17 protein-coding genes are annotated in these 15,695 nt (G+C 57.8%); 12 read left to right on the top strand and 5 right to left on the bottom strand.

The features are described from left to right. Window positions 1-68: 68 nt before the first annotated feature. On the bottom strand, window positions 69-1,106 hold the full coding sequence (locus DJ564_RS15450; protein ID WP_010460523.1) for a dienelactone hydrolase: 1,038 nt from the start codon (window positions 1,104-1,106) through the stop codon (window positions 69-71). A gap of 168 nt (window positions 1,107-1,274) precedes the next feature. Beyond that, window positions 1,275-1,886, bottom strand: a complete 612-nt coding sequence (locus DJ564_RS15445; RefSeq protein ID WP_109630934.1) for an FMN-dependent NADH-azoreductase — start codon at window positions 1,884-1,886, stop codon at window positions 1,275-1,277. A gap of 130 nt (window positions 1,887-2,016) precedes the next feature. On the opposite strand from DJ564_RS15445, the gene DJ564_RS15440 reads away from it, so the two are divergent. Then, entirely contained in the window at window positions 2,017-2,925 is a 909-nt protein-coding gene (locus DJ564_RS15440) for a LysR substrate-binding domain-containing protein (RefSeq protein ID WP_109630931.1), read from the top strand. After that, the gene (locus DJ564_RS15435) at window positions 2,922-3,281 is read left to right on the top strand and encodes an MmcQ/YjbR family DNA-binding protein (RefSeq protein WP_109630928.1); all 360 of its coding nucleotides are present in this window, start codon (window positions 2,922-2,924) and stop codon (window positions 3,279-3,281) included. The genes DJ564_RS15440 and DJ564_RS15435 overlap by 4 nt, the downstream gene beginning before the upstream one ends. An 11-nt stretch (window positions 3,282-3,292) precedes the next feature. Here the strand turns inward: DJ564_RS15435 and DJ564_RS15430 are convergent, their stop codons facing one another. Both DJ564_RS15430 and DJ564_RS15425 read right to left on the bottom strand, forming a co-directional pair. Beyond that, on the bottom strand, window positions 3,293-3,724 hold the full coding sequence (locus tag DJ564_RS15430) for a DUF1294 domain-containing protein (RefSeq protein WP_109630925.1): 432 nt from the start codon (window positions 3,722-3,724) through the stop codon (window positions 3,293-3,295). After that, window positions 3,721-4,551, bottom strand: coding sequence for an undecaprenyl-diphosphate phosphatase (locus DJ564_RS15425; protein WP_109636040.1), 831 nt, complete (start codon window positions 4,549-4,551; stop codon window positions 3,721-3,723). Before DJ564_RS15425 ends, DJ564_RS15430 begins: the two co-directional genes overlap by 4 nt. A gap of 289 nt (window positions 4,552-4,840) precedes the next feature. On the opposite strand from DJ564_RS15425, the gene DJ564_RS15420 reads away from it, so the two are divergent. The 9 genes from DJ564_RS15420 (at window position 4,841) to DJ564_RS15380 (ending at window position 13,484) form a co-directional block, all read left to right on the top strand. Next, window positions 4,841-6,475, top strand: coding sequence for a methyl-accepting chemotaxis protein (locus tag DJ564_RS15420; protein ID WP_109630922.1), 1,635 nt, complete (start codon window positions 4,841-4,843; stop codon window positions 6,473-6,475). Between the two features lie 249 nt (window positions 6,476-6,724). After that, a complete protein-coding gene (gene pnuC, locus DJ564_RS15415) occupies window positions 6,725-7,288 on the top strand; it encodes a nicotinamide riboside transporter PnuC (protein WP_109630919.1) in 564 nt (187 codons plus the stop codon). Continuing rightward, complete coding sequence (locus DJ564_RS15410; RefSeq protein WP_109630916.1) at window positions 7,285-7,809, top strand: AAA family ATPase; 525 nt, start codon at window positions 7,285-7,287, stop codon at window positions 7,807-7,809. The genes pnuC and DJ564_RS15410 overlap by 4 nt, the downstream gene beginning before the upstream one ends. Window positions 7,810-8,140: 331 nt before the next feature. Then, the gene (locus DJ564_RS15405) at window positions 8,141-8,578 is read left to right on the top strand and encodes a hypothetical protein (RefSeq protein WP_109630913.1); all 438 of its coding nucleotides are present in this window, start codon (window positions 8,141-8,143) and stop codon (window positions 8,576-8,578) included. A 1-nt stretch (window position 8,579) separates the two neighbouring features. Next, window positions 8,580-9,152, top strand: coding sequence for an adhesin (locus tag DJ564_RS15400; RefSeq protein ID WP_109630910.1), 573 nt, complete (start codon window positions 8,580-8,582; stop codon window positions 9,150-9,152). Between the two features lie 51 nt (window positions 9,153-9,203). Continuing rightward, window positions 9,204-10,634: a heme utilization protein gene (locus DJ564_RS15395; protein ID WP_109630907.1), complete on the top strand. Its 1,431-nt coding sequence runs from the start codon at window positions 9,204-9,206 to the stop codon at window positions 10,632-10,634. A gap of 62 nt (window positions 10,635-10,696) precedes the next feature. After that, complete coding sequence (locus DJ564_RS15390) at window positions 10,697-11,377, top strand: C39 family peptidase (protein ID WP_109630905.1); 681 nt, start codon at window positions 10,697-10,699, stop codon at window positions 11,375-11,377. Between the two features lie 33 nt (window positions 11,378-11,410). Next, on the top strand, window positions 11,411-12,157 hold the full coding sequence (locus DJ564_RS15385; RefSeq protein ID WP_109630902.1) for a hypothetical protein: 747 nt from the start codon (window positions 11,411-11,413) through the stop codon (window positions 12,155-12,157). 46 nt (window positions 12,158-12,203) lie between these two features. Next, on the top strand, window positions 12,204-13,484 hold the full coding sequence (locus DJ564_RS15380; RefSeq protein ID WP_109630899.1) for a hypothetical protein: 1,281 nt from the start codon (window positions 12,204-12,206) through the stop codon (window positions 13,482-13,484). A gap of 75 nt (window positions 13,485-13,559) precedes the next feature. Here the strand turns inward: DJ564_RS15380 and DJ564_RS15375 are convergent, their stop codons facing one another. Next, window positions 13,560-14,885 carry a sigma-54 dependent transcriptional regulator gene (locus tag DJ564_RS15375; RefSeq protein WP_109630897.1) on the bottom strand — a complete coding sequence of 442 codons (1,326 nt, stop codon included), beginning with the start codon at window positions 14,883-14,885 and terminating at the stop codon, window positions 13,560-13,562. Between the two features lie 343 nt (window positions 14,886-15,228). On the opposite strand from DJ564_RS15375, the gene DJ564_RS15370 reads away from it, so the two are divergent. Beyond that, window positions 15,229-15,495: a hypothetical protein gene (locus tag DJ564_RS15370; protein WP_109630893.1), complete on the top strand. Its 267-nt coding sequence runs from the start codon at window positions 15,229-15,231 to the stop codon at window positions 15,493-15,495. The last annotated feature ends 200 nt before the right edge of the window (window positions 15,496-15,695 follow it).

Genomic DNA, 15,695 nt, shown 5'->3' with positions numbered 1-15,695 from the left:
TCGACATAAATGTTGTCTGATACACCGCCTTCGCGAGCAAGCCCGCTCCCACAGGAGTTCGGGGAAAATCACTGATCCGCGGTCTGCATCCCGGCCCGGGTAGGCTTGCCCAGCGCATGCGAAAAAAACCGCCCGGCTTCGGACACCATGTTGCGATGAATGTCTTCGCGATCGACGCCGTCGGCATCGGTGCACAGCGCCGGCATGGCGGCGATTTGCTCTTCATTGCAGGGCGCCATGAACACGAAGTGCCCTGCCCCGGCCAGCAGTTTGAAGTCCGGCGCGATCGGCAGTTTGCGCGCCAGGGCGGCGGCGTTTTTGTCAAATGCCACCAGTTTGTCGCCATCGCCGCTGTAGAGCAGCACCGGCACATGCACGTCAGCCAAGGTGTGGCGGCCGAACTTCAGGCTCAGCGGCGCCATCAGCAGCAACGCATGCACGCGGGGATCCGCCACGGGTTGCAAGTCGTCGCGGTCGACAATCAGTTCGCCTTGGGTGTTGCAGGCATCATGGTCGTCAGGACGTTCCTGGCAATAGCGGCGCAGACGATCCAGATCAGGCGTCGCTCCAGAGAGGATCAGCGCCGTCTCACCTCCCGCCGAATAACCGATCACACCAACCTGATCGGCATTGACGAACGGCGCGAGCATGCGATCACCCAGGGTTGCGGTAATGGCTTCGGAAATCTGGATGGGCCGGCCGTAAAGGTTACTCAACGTACCGAGGCGGCTGTGGTCTTTGGAGTTGTCACCGGGATGGATCACCGCCACCACCACAAACCCTTTGCGCGCCAGCGAGGTGGCAAGGTCGTGCAATGCCAGCGGGGTTCCGGTGTTGCCGTGAGACAGCATCAACATCGGGAAGCGACCCATGGCAACGCGGGTGTCTTCGCCGGCTTCGACCGTGTAACCCTCGATTTTGCTGGTGTGCTCCCGGTCGCTGGAGGGATAGAACGCAATGGCGCGCATCGGCTGCAAATCCAGCGGGTCGAGAAAACTCATTTCATGAAAGCCGACGCTCCAGTGAGGATGCGGCGCAGGCGCGGCGTGCACTGAATTCAGGCTGCTGAGCAGGCAAATCAGAAACGTTGCACAAAGACGCACCATGGGATGCCCCACCTTATTACTGGACCGGAGTCGGTAACCCCAGACTGCATAACCCGGGCCACAATCTGTAATAGCCAGAAACAAAAAACTCCGTATCTGGCACTTGCGTGATCAGAATACAGAGTTTTTTGGGTGGTGCCTGAGCTGTTTAAGCGCTTTACGCAAGTCTTACGCAGCGGCGAACAATTGCTCGCTGATCTGCGTGTGAGCGTCGCTCATGGCTTTGGTGCGCACTTCGTCGCCATAGGCCAGGCCGTGGGCACGAACAAACTCGATGTCGGTGATGCCGATGAAGCCGAACAGCACCTTCAAGTACTCTTCGTGGGCAACGCCAGTCGCCTGACCTGCATGCAGACCGCCGGATGTCGAAACGATCACCACTTTCTTGCCACCGCACAGGCCTTCAGGACCGGCTTCGGTGTAGCGGAAGGTCTGACCGGCAACGGCAATGCGGTCGATCCAGGCCTTGAGCTGGGTCGGGATGGTGAAGTTGTACATTGGCGCTGCAATGACAACAGCATCAGCCGCGAGGAATTCGGCCAGGGTGGTGGCGCTCAAATCGGCTTCGTGCTGTTGTGCGGCGTTGCGCAGCTCAGCGGTGGTGCCGGCGGCAACCAGGGTGGTGGCGGAGAAATGGCTGATGGCATCAGCGGCCAGGTCGCGGTAGGTCACCACGGCGGATGGCTCGGCGGCTTGCCAGGCTTTGACGACTTCGCTGCTCAGCAGACGGGAAGCCGAGTTGTCACCAAGAATGCTCGAATCGATATGCAACAGTTTCATAAGGGATCTCCAGGTGAGGATCGCCACCGGGCGATCTGATGGGGAGGATCCTACAGATGAAACCAATAGCTGATTAGCCCGCAACAATGCGATAGTTCGTCCCACTGATAGAACAATCGGATGTCCAGTCATGCAAGACCTCAATGATCTCTACTATTTCGCCAAGGTGGTCGAAGCCGGCGGCTTCGCAGCGGCCGGGCGTTTGCTGGGGATTCCCAAGTCCCGGCTGTCGCGACGCATCGCCGAGCTGGAAGAACGCCTCGGCGCGCGCCTGCTGCAACGCACCACCCGCCAGCTCAAGTTGACGGCGGTGGGCGAACGCTACCTGCGGCATTGTCAGGCGATGCTGCTGGAAGCCGAGATGGCCGATGAGGCCGTTGCGAGCATGTCCAGCGAACCCCGGGGACGCTTGCGGGTGTCCTGCCCCGTCGGCCTGGCCCACGAAATGCTGCCGACGGTGATCAGCAGATTCCTGGAAAAACACCCCCAGGTGCAGCTGGAAGTCATGCTGCTCAATCGCCGGGTCGATCTGGTGACCGAGGGCGTCGATGTCGCGCTGCGCGTCCGTGAGTTGGGCGATGAGGATCCGTTACTGGTGACTCGTCGCTTACGCCAGGCTCAGATGGCGATGGTCGCCAGCCCGGCCTTCCTGCACGGCCGTGAGATCAACCACCCCGAAGACCTGAAAACCTTGCCGGTGCTCGGCGCGCTGGAAGCCGACCGCATGGTGCACATCCGCATGCTCGATCAACAGGGCAAAAGCTATGACTTGAGCCTGGAAGCGCGATTGGGCATCGACGATTTCATCGTGCGCAAGGCCTGCACGCTCGCCGGCCAGGGTTTCACCATGCTGCCGATGATGTATTGCGAACAGGAACTGGAAAATGGTTCGCTGGTGCAGTTGCTGCCCGACTGGTCATTGCCTGGCGGCTGGCTGCAAGCGGTCTACCCTCATAGGCGCGGCGTGATGCCGGCCGTGCGGGCCTGGATCGACCATCTGATCGAATCATTCAATGCCTGCGGGGACCGATTGATATGAAGGCTGGACGCATGAGCGAAGAGGACGTCGCGCAATTCTGTCTCGCGCTGCCCGGCGCGCGGGAAGACTACAAATGGGGAGGCGTTCGGGTGTTTTCGATTGCCGGGAACAAGATGTTCGCCTTGCAGAACCTGCGCGGCGATTCCCTGGCGTTCAAGGTCGACAAGGACCTGTTCCTCGGGCATTGCGACCGTCCGGGCATCCACCCGGCGCCGTATCTGGCGCGGGCGCAATGGATCATCATGCAAACGCCCTACCCGCTGGGTGCCGAGGAACTGCAGGAATTGTTGAAACGTTCGCACCAACTGGTGGTGAGCAAGCTGCCCAAGCGTACCCAGGTCAGCCTGCTGCTTTAGTGTTCTTTCTTTTAGAACAATGCAAACAGATGGGCGCCAAGAAACAGCTGATCGATCCAGAACACCTGGTGCATGAGCACAATCAGCCAGAACACCAGCTGGTACGAAACCTTGCGGGTCTTGTGCCGAAACACCTGCTGAGCCAGCAGGGCACCCGGCCAACCGCCCGCCAGTTCCACCGCGTGCAACACGTTTTCCGGGGTCCGCCAGCTGTCGGCGCGCGCCTTGCGCTTGTCGCTCCAGTACAGAAAGAACGCCAGCACGCTGACGATGCCATAGGCCGCCAGGGGAATCAGCGAAACCCCGTGCAGCCACAGCGACACCGAGCCCGTCAGCGGCAGCGCGCACAGGACCGCCAACACCAGCAGTTTCAGCCGTGGATGCTGGAACCGCTCGCCCCCGGACCGGCGTCCGGGGTTGTTGCGCGCGCTGGCGTCACTCATGGATTGACCGCGGTCCAGTCGACCCAGCCAAACTGCCAAGTAGCCAGGATCACCAGGCCGAACGCGATGCGATACCAGGCGAATGCCGCGTAGCTGTGACTGCCGATGAAGACCAGCAAGGCCCTGACGGCAATCATCGCGAAGATGAACGCCGTGACGAAGCCGAGCGCAAATACCGGGAAGTCAGACGGCACGAACAGGTCGCGGTACTTGTAGCCTGAATACACCGCTGCCGCGACCATGGTCGGCATCGCCAGGAAGAACGAGAACTCCGTGGCAGTCTTGCGCGACAACCCGAACAGCAGACCGCCAATGATGGTCGAGCCGGACCGTGAAGTCCCGGGAATCATGGCCAGGCATTGGGCAAAACCGACTTTCAGGGCATCTTTCCAGGTGATTTCGTCGACGGTGTGGGCGTGCACTTCGTGCTGGCGCCGTTCAGCCCAGAGCATGACGATACCGCCCACGACCAATGCCGTGGCCACCGTGATCGGGTTAAACAGGTAGTGGTGAATCAAATCGGAAAAAATCACCCCCAGCACCACGGCCGGCATGAAGGCGATCAGCAGGTTCGCGGTAAAGCGTCGAGCGCTCGGCTGAGTGCGCAAGCCGGTGACCACATCGAAGATCTTGCGGCGAAACTCCCACACCACGGCCAGGATCGCCCCCAGCTGGATAATGATGTTGAAAGCGATGGCGCGCTCGCCACCGAAGTTGAGCAGGTCAGCCACAATGATCTGGTGGCCTGTACTCGAAATGGGCAAAAACTCCGTCAGCCCCTCTACAACCCCGAGAATCAATGCCTGAAAGGCGGTCCAAAGATCCATCAATCCCCCAAAGGCGATGCGCCAAGGCATGCCCCGTTAGTTTTTTAATCGTTCACTGCGCCAAGCGTAGCCGAAGTCCCGCGCACAAAGGATCCAGACGAAACCGTAAAAATTCCGTGAAAAATCAACTTGGATTCAGGTTTTTCCGCGCGGGGCCGAAATCCTATCAGACAAGCCTCGATAACGCTGCCGCGTAATGAGACTTGGGTCGCATATGCCCGACCGGCAAAGCGTGGTTGGATGCTGGCAATCGTTTATTACAAGAAAAAGAAATCGGAGTGACAGCGTTATGAACAGCTTGCGCAGTGTGTCGATCAGCCGACGCTTGTGGCTCATCTTGATCGTGTCGGTGGTGATGTTATTAACCTTGGGCGTGTTGATGCTCAAGCAGATCCATGACGACCTGTATCAGGCCAAGGCCCAGAAAACCCAGCACGTGGTGCAGACCGCCAGCGGCATTCTGACTTACTACCATGGCCTGGAAACCGCCGGCACGCTCACCCGCGATGCCGCGCAGAAACAGGCACTGACCGCCGTGCGCGGGCTGCGTTATGACCAGAACGACTATTTCTGGATCAACGATCTGACGCCGGTGATGGTGATGCACCCGGCCAACCCCAAACTCGATGGCCAGAACCTCTCGGCGATCCGCGACCCCGACGGGTTTGCACTGTTCAACGAAATGGTCGCCGTGGCCAAGGCCAAGGGCGCCGGCACGGTCAACTACCGCTGGCCTAAACCGGGTGCCAGCGATCCGGTTGAAAAAACCTCTTACGTCAAACTGTTCGAGCCGTGGGGTTGGGTAATTGGCTCCGGCGTGTATATCGATGACATGCAGACGGAGTTCCATGCCCAGGTCTGGAAGGCTTCTTTCGTCGGCCTGGTGATTGCGCTGATCATGGCGTTGCTGGTGATCATGATTGCTCGCAGCATCGTGCGTCCGCTTCAGGCCACGGTGAACGCCATGGCCAATATTGCCAGCGGTGAAAGCGACCTGACCCGCAGCCTCGACACCCATGGCCAGGATGAAGTCACTCAGTTGGCCCGGCACTTCAATGCCTTCACCGCCAAACTGCGAGGGGTGATCAGCGAGCTGCAAGTGTCCGCCAGTGCCTTGGGCCAGTCCTCCAGCGAATTGGGCAACGACGCCGCACAGGCTCAGCAGCGCAGCCAGCAACAGTCCCAGCAAATGGAACTGGTGGCGACTGCGATCAATGAAGTGACTTACGGCGTGCAGGACGTGGCCAAGAATGCCGAACATGCGGCCAGCGAAATGCGCGATGCCGAATCCCAGGCGCAGCAGGGCCAGATCAACATTGATGGCAGCTTGCAGCAGATCGACAAACTGTCCGGCACCATTGATCAAGCGGTTGAAGTGATTCGTACCCTGGCGGCTGAAAGTACCCAGATAGGCAGCGTGCTGGAGGTGATCCGCTCCATTGCCGAGCAAACCAACCTGTTGGCCCTCAACGCAGCCATCGAAGCCGCCCGGGCCGGTGAACAAGGTCGAGGCTTTGCGGTGGTGGCCGATGAAGTGCGCCTGTTGGCCCAGCGTACGCAGAAATCCACGGCGGAGATCCAGTCGATGATCGAACGCCTGCAAACTCACTCCGAAGCGGCGGTCAAAGTGATCGGCGACAGCAGCCGGGCGTCGCAATTGACCATCGAACAGGCCGGTCTGGCAGGCGCCAGCCTGAATGCAATCGGCCAGGCGTTGCGCAACCTCAACGGACTGAACGCCTCGATCGCCAGCGCGACCCTGCAGCAAGCCCATGTGGTGGAAGACATCAATCAGAACGTCACCCAGGCGGCAGGCTTGTCCCACAGCACTGCGCTGGCAGCCGAGCAATCGAGTGTGGCCAGCGTTCGGCTCAAGGACTTGAGCGAGCAGGTGAACAGCCTTCTCAAACAGTTCCGGGTGTAACAACGCCCTTGTAGCAGCTGCCCTGTGGCGAGGGGGCTTGCCCCCGTTCGGCTGCGGAGCAGTCGTGAATTCAGACATCGCGGTGCATCAGATAGTCCGTGCGTTCAGGTTTTACGACTGCTTCGCAGCCGAGCGGGGGCAAGCCCCCTCGCCACAGGGCAGCTGCTACAGACCGCGAGAGCCGGTTCTACTTGGCGACGCCTGCCGGTACAATCCGCCCCCCTATTTCGTTTTCCCCAAGGAATCCCCATGTCCGGGCTTGAACTGTTTGCCGCCTCCCTCGGCGTGATTGCCGTCTGGTTGACGGTCAAACAGAACCCTTGGTGCTGGCCGATCGGTCTGGTCATGGTGCTGCTTTATAGCTGGATCTTTTTTGAAGTGAAGCTGTATTCGGACATGCTCCTGCAAGTGATCTACGCCGCGCTGCAGATTTACGGCTGGTGGCAATGGACCCGCGCGGGTGAGGCGAATACCGGTCGGCAGGTCAGCCTGCTCGATGGAAAGTCGATCGCAACGAGCCTTGCAGCCGGCGCCATCGGCAGTCTGTTGCTGGGTGCCGCCATGGCGCACTGGACTGATGCCGCGCAGCCGTGGCTCGACGCTGCACTGACCGGCTTTAGCCTGGTGGCACAGTTATGGATGGCGCAAAAACGCGTGCAGTGCTGGCCGTTGTGGGTCGCCCTTGATGTGATTTTCGTCGGGCTGTTTCTTTATAAAGGCATGTACCTGACTGCTGCCCTCTATGCGTTGTTCCTGTTGCTTGCCGTACAAGGCTGGCGTGAATGGCGCGCTGACCCGGCCTTGCACGCATGAAAGTGTTGGTACTCACTGGCCCGGAATCGAGCGGCAAGAGCTGGCTTTCGGGCGAGATACACGCCAACTTTGGCGGCATATTGGTCGAAGAGTACGTTCGGCACTTTATCGAAAGCGAAGCTCGAGAAACCCGCTACGATGACATTACATCGATAGCTCATGGCCAGCTTACGTGGGAGGACGAAGCACGAGCCCGGCAACCGTCACTGCTGATTCTCGATACGCATCTACTCAGCAATATCCTTTGGAGCCGCACGTTGTTTGGCGCTTGCCCGGCATGGATCGAGCACGCATTGCTGGCGCGGCACTACGACCTGCATTTACTGCTAAGCCCTGAAACCGTGGCCTGGCATGACGACGGGCAGCGTTGCCAACCGCAATTGGCAGAACGCCAAACGTTTTTCCAGGCCAGCCGCGAATGGCTTGACCTGCACCGCCAGCCTTGCCAGGTATTGCAAGGGGACTGGCAACAGCGCAAGGACGCGGCATTCGAAGCTGTGACGCGCTTGCTCAAGGCCTGACCTGGGGGCCCCACCCCGCCGAAACTGTCCATCCCTGAAACACCCATTCCTGCGCAAACCCGCGATCTAAAGCGGCTCGAGCGTTCCCGCAAGAAAATGTTAAGCCAGTGATACAACCTTCGTTCAATGCCCCCAGCGAGCACCGCCGCCCGCATGGACGGCGTTTTTGCGTGGCTCTGTCTCAGTGGCGTTACATAATTTTTTTGACCACCCCGACAATTTAAGTCAACCACCTGTTTTTGAAAGAAAAACAGAAAGCGGCACACCTTCTGCTCTCTACCTCGCAACGCTGATAAGGGCCAGCGTTTCATTTACAGAAGGAATTGCCGCCGTGGGGAAATTTGATAGAAGCATCTACAGCCTATTGATGATTGGATGCGTATTGGGATCTGGTATCTGCCTGCCGGTACAGGCTGACAACGGCATTATTACGATCAAACGTGATGTGCAGACCCGCAATGCAACCATCCCGCCGGTCATCCCCGACCCTAACCCCACGACCGTCAATGCCAACCCGTCCAGACAAATCCTCCAGCAAACGAACGAGTTGAGCGACGGCGACTTTGCCAACGTCGCCAGTGGTGCAGGCATCAACCGCCTGGTCACTCAAAACACCAACAACCTGGGCGGCAATATCAGCAACCAGACCCAACTTTCCAACCTCCCTGCCGGACGTTCGGGAAATTCGGGCAATGGTATTGCCAACATGGTCAATTCCAACATCCAGCAAGGCCTGGGTGCTCTGAAAATCATAACGGGAGACCGTTAAGATGAATCGTACGCTGCTGATGATCGCCATGTTTTGCAGTGCATCGACCTTTGCCCAACCTCCCGTCATCAATAACGCCGACATCGACGGTTCGGGTATGCAGTACCAAGGCAACCTCACCGTCAACCAGGCGGCGGGCGATCTTCAGCAACAGGCCAACGCCCGGGCCATCGCCATTGGTACCAATGCCAGTGCGACCACGCAGATTCGCCAGCGTTTGCGCACCGTTGTCGACCCCAGAATTGATGCCCAGTCCAACATTCAGGGTGACTCCTTCAGCCACGGCAACGGCGTACTGGGTGTCAACCAGAGCGCAGGTGCCAGTAACCAGCAAGCCAACGCACTGCGGATAAGCATCAGTAAACAGCCGCAAAGTATCGACGACAGCGTCCTCATGCAACAGAACGTGGCGCTGCTCAACAACTCCGATCCAACTGACTCTGCACCCGGCTATCGCCAGGTCACTACCAGTGACCAGGCATTCACCGGTAGCCGTGGGGTGATCCAGTTGAATCAGAGCGCCGGGGTGGGAAACCGCATGGCCAACACCCTGAGCGTACGGGTCGTGGATTGACCCAAAAGGTAAGAAACAACACTTAACCTAAAATAAGTACGGAGAATCACCATGAAACCTTCGATGGCACTAAAGCCTCTGGTTTTCGCAATTGCTGCGGTCATGGCTGTTGCTGTACAAGCTGGGCAAAATGATCGGCGTGGCAACCATCATGGTCATCACAACGGTGGCCAACAACAAACCCCTCCTGCAAGAATGGTCCCAATCAATGCGACTGCCAATGCGACGGACCGGCAGAACAGTACCGGCAATAGCATCTGGAATGAAGGGACAGAAAACTCGGCCGAGATGAGCAGTTCGGCCGCAGGCGCGAGCGGCAACGTCGGCGTCAACGTGGCGGCCGGTGCCGGCAACCAGCAAGACAACGCCGCCGCCATCGCCAACGCAGCCTCCGACAACGCCGCGATCGATAACAGCTTTGTGTTCGGCACGGCCACTGCCACCGCTGACGTGAGGCAAGTCAGCAACAATAACCGCGTCGATAACTTTGGCTCCACCAACTCTGCCGTAATGAGCGGATCTGGCGGCGGCAGCAGCGGCAACATGGGTATCAACATTGCTGGCGGCGATCTGAACCAGCAGAAAAACACCATGGCAATTGCCAACGCCAATGCTCCACTGGGTAATGCAACCGCCACCGCGTCCGCCGTTCAAAACGGTCCCGGCCTGATCGTGAACAACAACGCTGATCGGACCTACCGCGTTGATACGATCACCGTTACCAATACGGCGAGCGGCAGTTTCTCCAAAGATAAGTCGTTTGAGGCAAGCGGCAGTCAAAGCGCTTCTTCCAGCTGGAACAAAGCCGGTTCCAAAAGCTATGACGCCAGCGGTTCAAAAAGCGTTGATATAAGCGGTTCTCATAGCAGTAATGCGAGCGGCTCGAACAGCAGCAATGCGAGCGGTTCTAACAGCAGCAGTGCTAGCGGTTCTTCGAGTGCTTCGTTGAATGCTTCGTTGAACGCTACGCTGGATGCTACTGCGGCGGCTTCCAGCTCCTCTACCGTCAACAATGGCTGGGGCGATCGCACTCGCAGCAGTTCGTCCGACGCATCGTTTAACGCATCGCTCGACGCAACGCTTGATGCTTCGATAGACAAATCGTATGACAGGTCGCACGAATCCTCGTACGACAAATCGCGCGATTCCTCGTACGACAGATCTCGCGATTCGTCGTTCGAAAAATCGTACGACAAGTCGTACACGAAGTCGTCTGACTCCTCGTACGAAAAATCGGGCAGCAAATCGTCCGAGTCTGAGTACGCAAAAGCGAAAGCCTACAGTGAAAGCAGCTCTTATGATTTGAGCAACACCTACTCTTATCAAGTGCTGACTCCAACTGGCTGGGCCAACCCTGTGACCAACACTGCAACCCTGAGCGGTTCGGTGAACGGCGGCAGCGGCAACCTGGGCGTCAACGTGGCGGCTGGTGTGGGCAACCAACAAAGCAACTCGTTGGCCATTTCCAACCAATCGTTCTAAATGCTGTCTCTGGAGGCCCCCTTACGGGGGCCTCTTTCAACACCATCAGGGGGCGTCCCACCATGCGCATAATCGCCTTGGCAATTTTGCTTTGCGTGGCCACCGTGATCGAGGCCGCACAAATGCCGCTGTCCATCCTGCCGGGCGGCGCTGTTGTGTACAAGCCGATCCAGAGCGTACGCGAGCGTAAATTTGCCGACCTGGTGCAACAGAAAACCGACTTCAGTTGCGGCGCAGCGGCGTTGGCAACCATCTTGCGCCAAGCCTATTGGCTCGACGTGGATGAAGAACAGATCATCGAAGGCATGCTGGCTCACTCCGATCAAGACCTTGTCCGCGTCCAGGGCTTCTCCATGCTCGACATGAAGCGTTACGTGGAAAGTATCGGCATGCGGGCCCGTGGCTATCGGGTAGCGCCGGAAACGTTGAGCGATATCCGGATTCCGGTGGTGGTACTCATGGATATCCGTGGCTACAAACATTTTGTGGTCATGCAAAGAGTCCATCAGGGCTGGGTCTATATCGGCGATCCGGTACTCGGACATAAACGTTACAAAGTAGACGACTTCATAAAAGGCTGGAACGGCATCATCTTTGCCGTCATTGGCCAGGGTTACGACAAAAACAACGCGCTGCTCGACCCGCCCATGCCACTGACCGCCAGGAACCGCATCAACGCCTTCAGCCCGGTGCAGGACGCAGAGTTGATGGATTTTGGATTTATCCAAAGCGACTTCTTCTAATAACAAGCGAGCATGACGCTCCGGGAGCATCCAATGAAGACTCCATTCTGGCTGGCCGTGGTTTGCCTGGCCGCCAGCCTGCCGACCCAGGCACAGACGTTCAAACCCATTGAACTCAAAGATCAGGAACTGGCGACGCTGCGAGGCCGCTATGTCATGCCGGGACGGATCATCAGTTTCGGCATTGCGATGACGAGCACTTGGCAAAATGCCAACGGTGAAGTGATCGGCGCGACTTCCACGATGCAAATTCAACAATCGACCATCAAGCCACAGTTCTATGTGTCGATGATCGATGAAAAAGGTAATGGCTCCGCGCGCTCGCAAAGTACCGGCACCGGCGCCGTCACGGGCGGCAGCGGCCTCAACACCACCGAAGGTGTCACCCAGGTCGTGCGGGCGGCCGGCGACAATAATACGGCCTACAACAACGTCGATATCAGCGTCACTAAGGCTAACCAGGCGCCAGTCACCCAACAGCAAGGCCAGGCACTGGCGGCAGGCATGACATTGGTCGGCAACAATGGCGCGGGCTCAATGAGCGTTTCCTCGACCGGTACGGGTGTGCAATTCAACATCGTGGCCAACAACAACCAGGGCAGTACCGTACAACGCCTGGCCCAGGGTGGACTGATGCAGAACACGACTTTGCTCGGCAGCAGCAACCAGGTCCGTAACCTCACGTCCTTCAATGTGGTGCTGCGTGACAACGTGCCATCAGCCGGATCGGTGAGCGGCAATCTGGACCAGCTCAAAGGCCTTCGCACTCTCGGATTCTGATCTACGCTCAGTCTCATCAGATGTAGTCAGAAGGGACGGCTAACCCATGCAACGATCTTTTACGTTCAGAGCTTTGGTATGTTTGAGTAGCCTGGCCCCGGCCTCAATGCTATACGCAGCACCGGACCCCCAGGTCGAAATCCTAAAACAAGAACTCATGGAGTTGAAACAGCGTTACGAAGCACAACAGAACGCGTTGATGGTACTCGAGCAACGCGTTCGCCAAGTCGAAGAAGCACCGGCAACACCGGCTCCCAAACGCCTGACCAAATCCCCCGCCGAAGGCACCAGGGGTGGCCAGGCGGTGGCCGCCGGAGCGCCGGGAACCACCGGCAGTTCATACGGCCAGTCGCTCAAGGAGGATTCGGAGCCTGCGCAAAGCGTTTCCAACCTGTATGACGAAGCCAGCGGCTTCTTCGGTGGCGGCAAGTTCAGTGTCGAAACAGGCCTGACCTACACGCACTACGATACCCGTGCATTAACGCTCAACGGCTTCCTGGCACTGGACTCGATTTTCCTCGGCAACATCAACCTCGACCGCATCAAGGCCGACAACTGGACCCTGGACCTGACCGCCCGCTACAACGTGGCACAGCGCTGGCAGTTCGACATTAACGTTCCCGTGGTTTATCGCGAATCGACGTACTCCTCCGGTGGGGCTGGTGGCGCAGGCCCGGTGACGTCTGACGCAACCGTTACTCGCGACCCGACCATCGGCGATGTGAACGTTGGCGTTGCCTACAAGTTTCTGGATGAGTCGGCAAGCCTGCCCGACGCGGTCGCTACACTGCGCGTCAAGGCACCGACCGGCAAAGACCCTTACGGCATCAAGCTGGTCAGCGACCCGACCAACGATAACCTCTCCGTCCCCGAGGATTTGCCGACCGGCAACGGTGTCTGGGCGATCACCCCGGGTATCTCGCTGGTCAAGACCTTCGACCCTGCCGTGCTGTTCGGCAGCCTGTCCTACACCTACAACGTGCAGGACTCTTTCAGCGACATCAGTCCTCAAGTCGGCTCCAAGGTGAAAGGGGACGTGAAGCTGGGCGATTCCTGGCAGATCGGCGCCGGCATTGCATTCGCCTTGAACGAGAAGATGAGTATGTCGTTCTCGTTCACCGATCAGTTCGCCCGCAAGAGCAAGATCAGGCCGGACGGTGGTGATTGGCAGTCGATTTCCAACAGCGATTACAACTCGGCCAACTTCAACATCGGCATGACCCTGGCCGCCTCCGACAACTTGACGATCGTACCCAACCTGGCCATCGGCTTGACCGATGACTCGCCTGACTTTTCCTTCAGCCTGAAATTCCCGTACTACTTCTGATCCACAACAAAAAGCCCCGCTGCGACTTCAATCCCGGCGGGGCTTTTTTGTGTTTGTAAGCTTTTTATCTTGCGTCTAACGGATCTGATGTTTGTGCAACAAACGGTAGAAGGTAGGCCTGGAGATCCCCAGCACCTTGGCGGCAATACTCAGATTATCGCTGTGGCGATTAAGTACATCGCACAAGGCCTGGCGTTCAGCGCGGGTCTTGTAGTCTTCCAGCGTGCCCATCGGCGCAGGAATCGTATGCTGGCTGAGCAGCCCCAAGTCTCGCGCTTCGATCTGCCGGCCTTCGGCGAGCACCAACCCGCGACGTACCCGGTTGGCCAGCTCGCGGACATTGCCCGGCCAGTCATGCTTGCCCATGGCAATCAAGGCGTCGTCGCTGAAGCTGCGGGGGCGGCGGCCGGTTTCATGGCTGTAGAAATGGGAGAAGTGGTTGGCCAGCATCGCTAAGTCACCATGGCGTTCACGCAATGGCGCAGTGACGACTTGCAGCACGTTCAGGCGGTAGTACAAATCCTCACGAAAGGTTTTTTTCTCGACCGCGGCCTCAAGGTCGACATGCGTCGCCGCCAATACCCGCACATCCACTGGAATCGGCTGGCTGCCGCCGACATGCTCGATGTGTTTTTCCTGCAGGAAGCGCAGCAGATTGGCTTGCAATTCCAGTGGCAGGTCACCGATCTCATCAAGGAACAAAGTGCCGCCATTCGCCGCTTCGATACGACCAACCTTGCGTTGGTGGGCGCCGGTAAAGGCGCCTTTCTCATGCCCGAACAGTTCGGACTGGATCAAGTGTTCGGGAATTGCCCCACAATTGATTGCAACGAAAGGTCTGTTGTGACGCTGGGATTGTCGATGAAGCGTGCGGGCCACCAGTTCCTTGCCGGTACCGCTTTCACCACGAATCAATACCGGAGACTCGGTGGGTGCCAGTTTGCTGAGTAATTTGCGCAGTTCGCGAATCGGTTTGCTGTCGCCAAGCAGTTCGTGCTCTGGCTGATCGATATGAATCGTGCCCTGCCCGCGCAGGCGCGCCATGCCGAACGCCCGGCCCAGCGTGACTTGCACCCGGGAGACATCAAACGGCAAGGTATGGAAGTCAAAAAACCATTCGCAGACGAAGTCACCGACGTTTTGCAGGCGCAGGACTTCTTGGTTGAGAACGGCAATCCACTCGGTACCGCTGCGGCTGATCAGTTCTTTGACGGCTTCGGGGCGTTCCAGATGAAAGGGTTGTAATCGCAACAGACCGACATCGCACGTTCGGTCGCCGGCGTTCTCCAAGGAACAGCTGTCAACATCCCAGCCCACAGAGCGCAGACCCGGCAACAGACGATGGCAGTCGTCGCAGGGATCTACTACTAACAGACGTCGTAACGCAGGCGTTTCGATCATGACTGTTCCTTGACGCCAAACTTTAGGAAATATTATTAAAAACAGTCGTTTGGCGGATCTGGCTGTAACATTAGCAAGAATTTGACACTACCTTGTACCGTTTGACTATAGGGATATTGCTTTATTAGTTATAAGAACGGGTTTGTTAGTTACCTAACGAGTTCAACCTTTCATTCAGCTTTCAAAAACCGCCCTGCGTTGAGTATATGAAAGAAAGTTGAAATTTCTTTTGATTTGGGTGTGACCTGACCCCCGGTTGAATGCATCAGTACAAGTAACCAGCCGAACGGTAAGCCCAACCGACGGCCTGTCACTTGATTGGGCATAATAGAGAGAAGATCCCATGACCGCCCCGCTCCGTATCAACGAAGCTCTTTTGATTGCCAACCGCGCATTCCAACCTTTTCAATGCGTGGCCTGGGCCCCACAAGACGGCAATGGCGAACTCAGCCTGACCATTATCGACCGCACCAATGCCCACATCGGCCGCACGCAAATCCCATGCAGTACGTATTCTGACCCAGCGCAACTTGAACACCTGCTGGAAGAAGCTCGCGCCGAATTGAGCGAAGAAGGTTACACACTGCAATCATGGTCCATGCCGCACTAAGGTGCTTTGGCGGATGACTTAAATGTGATCCGCCCCCTCACCTTCCTTTAGCGGACTACTTCCGGTAGTCACTGCACCTCTTCATCCTGCCTACTCGCCTCGAATTACTTGGCAGGCTTGTCAGTGGTTCGAAAAGACACTGTTCTGGCACAAAGCGACCCTCCACCTGTTAGTTGTTACGGTTGTGCAATCGAGCGTTC

Origin of the sequence: Pseudomonas sp. 31-12, assembly GCF_003151075.1 — a bacterium.
GTDB lineage: Bacteria > Pseudomonadota > Gammaproteobacteria > Pseudomonadales > Pseudomonadaceae > Aquipseudomonas.
The sequence above is the reverse complement of the archived record's forward strand: the minus strand, read 5'-3'. Positions and strand labels throughout refer to the sequence as shown.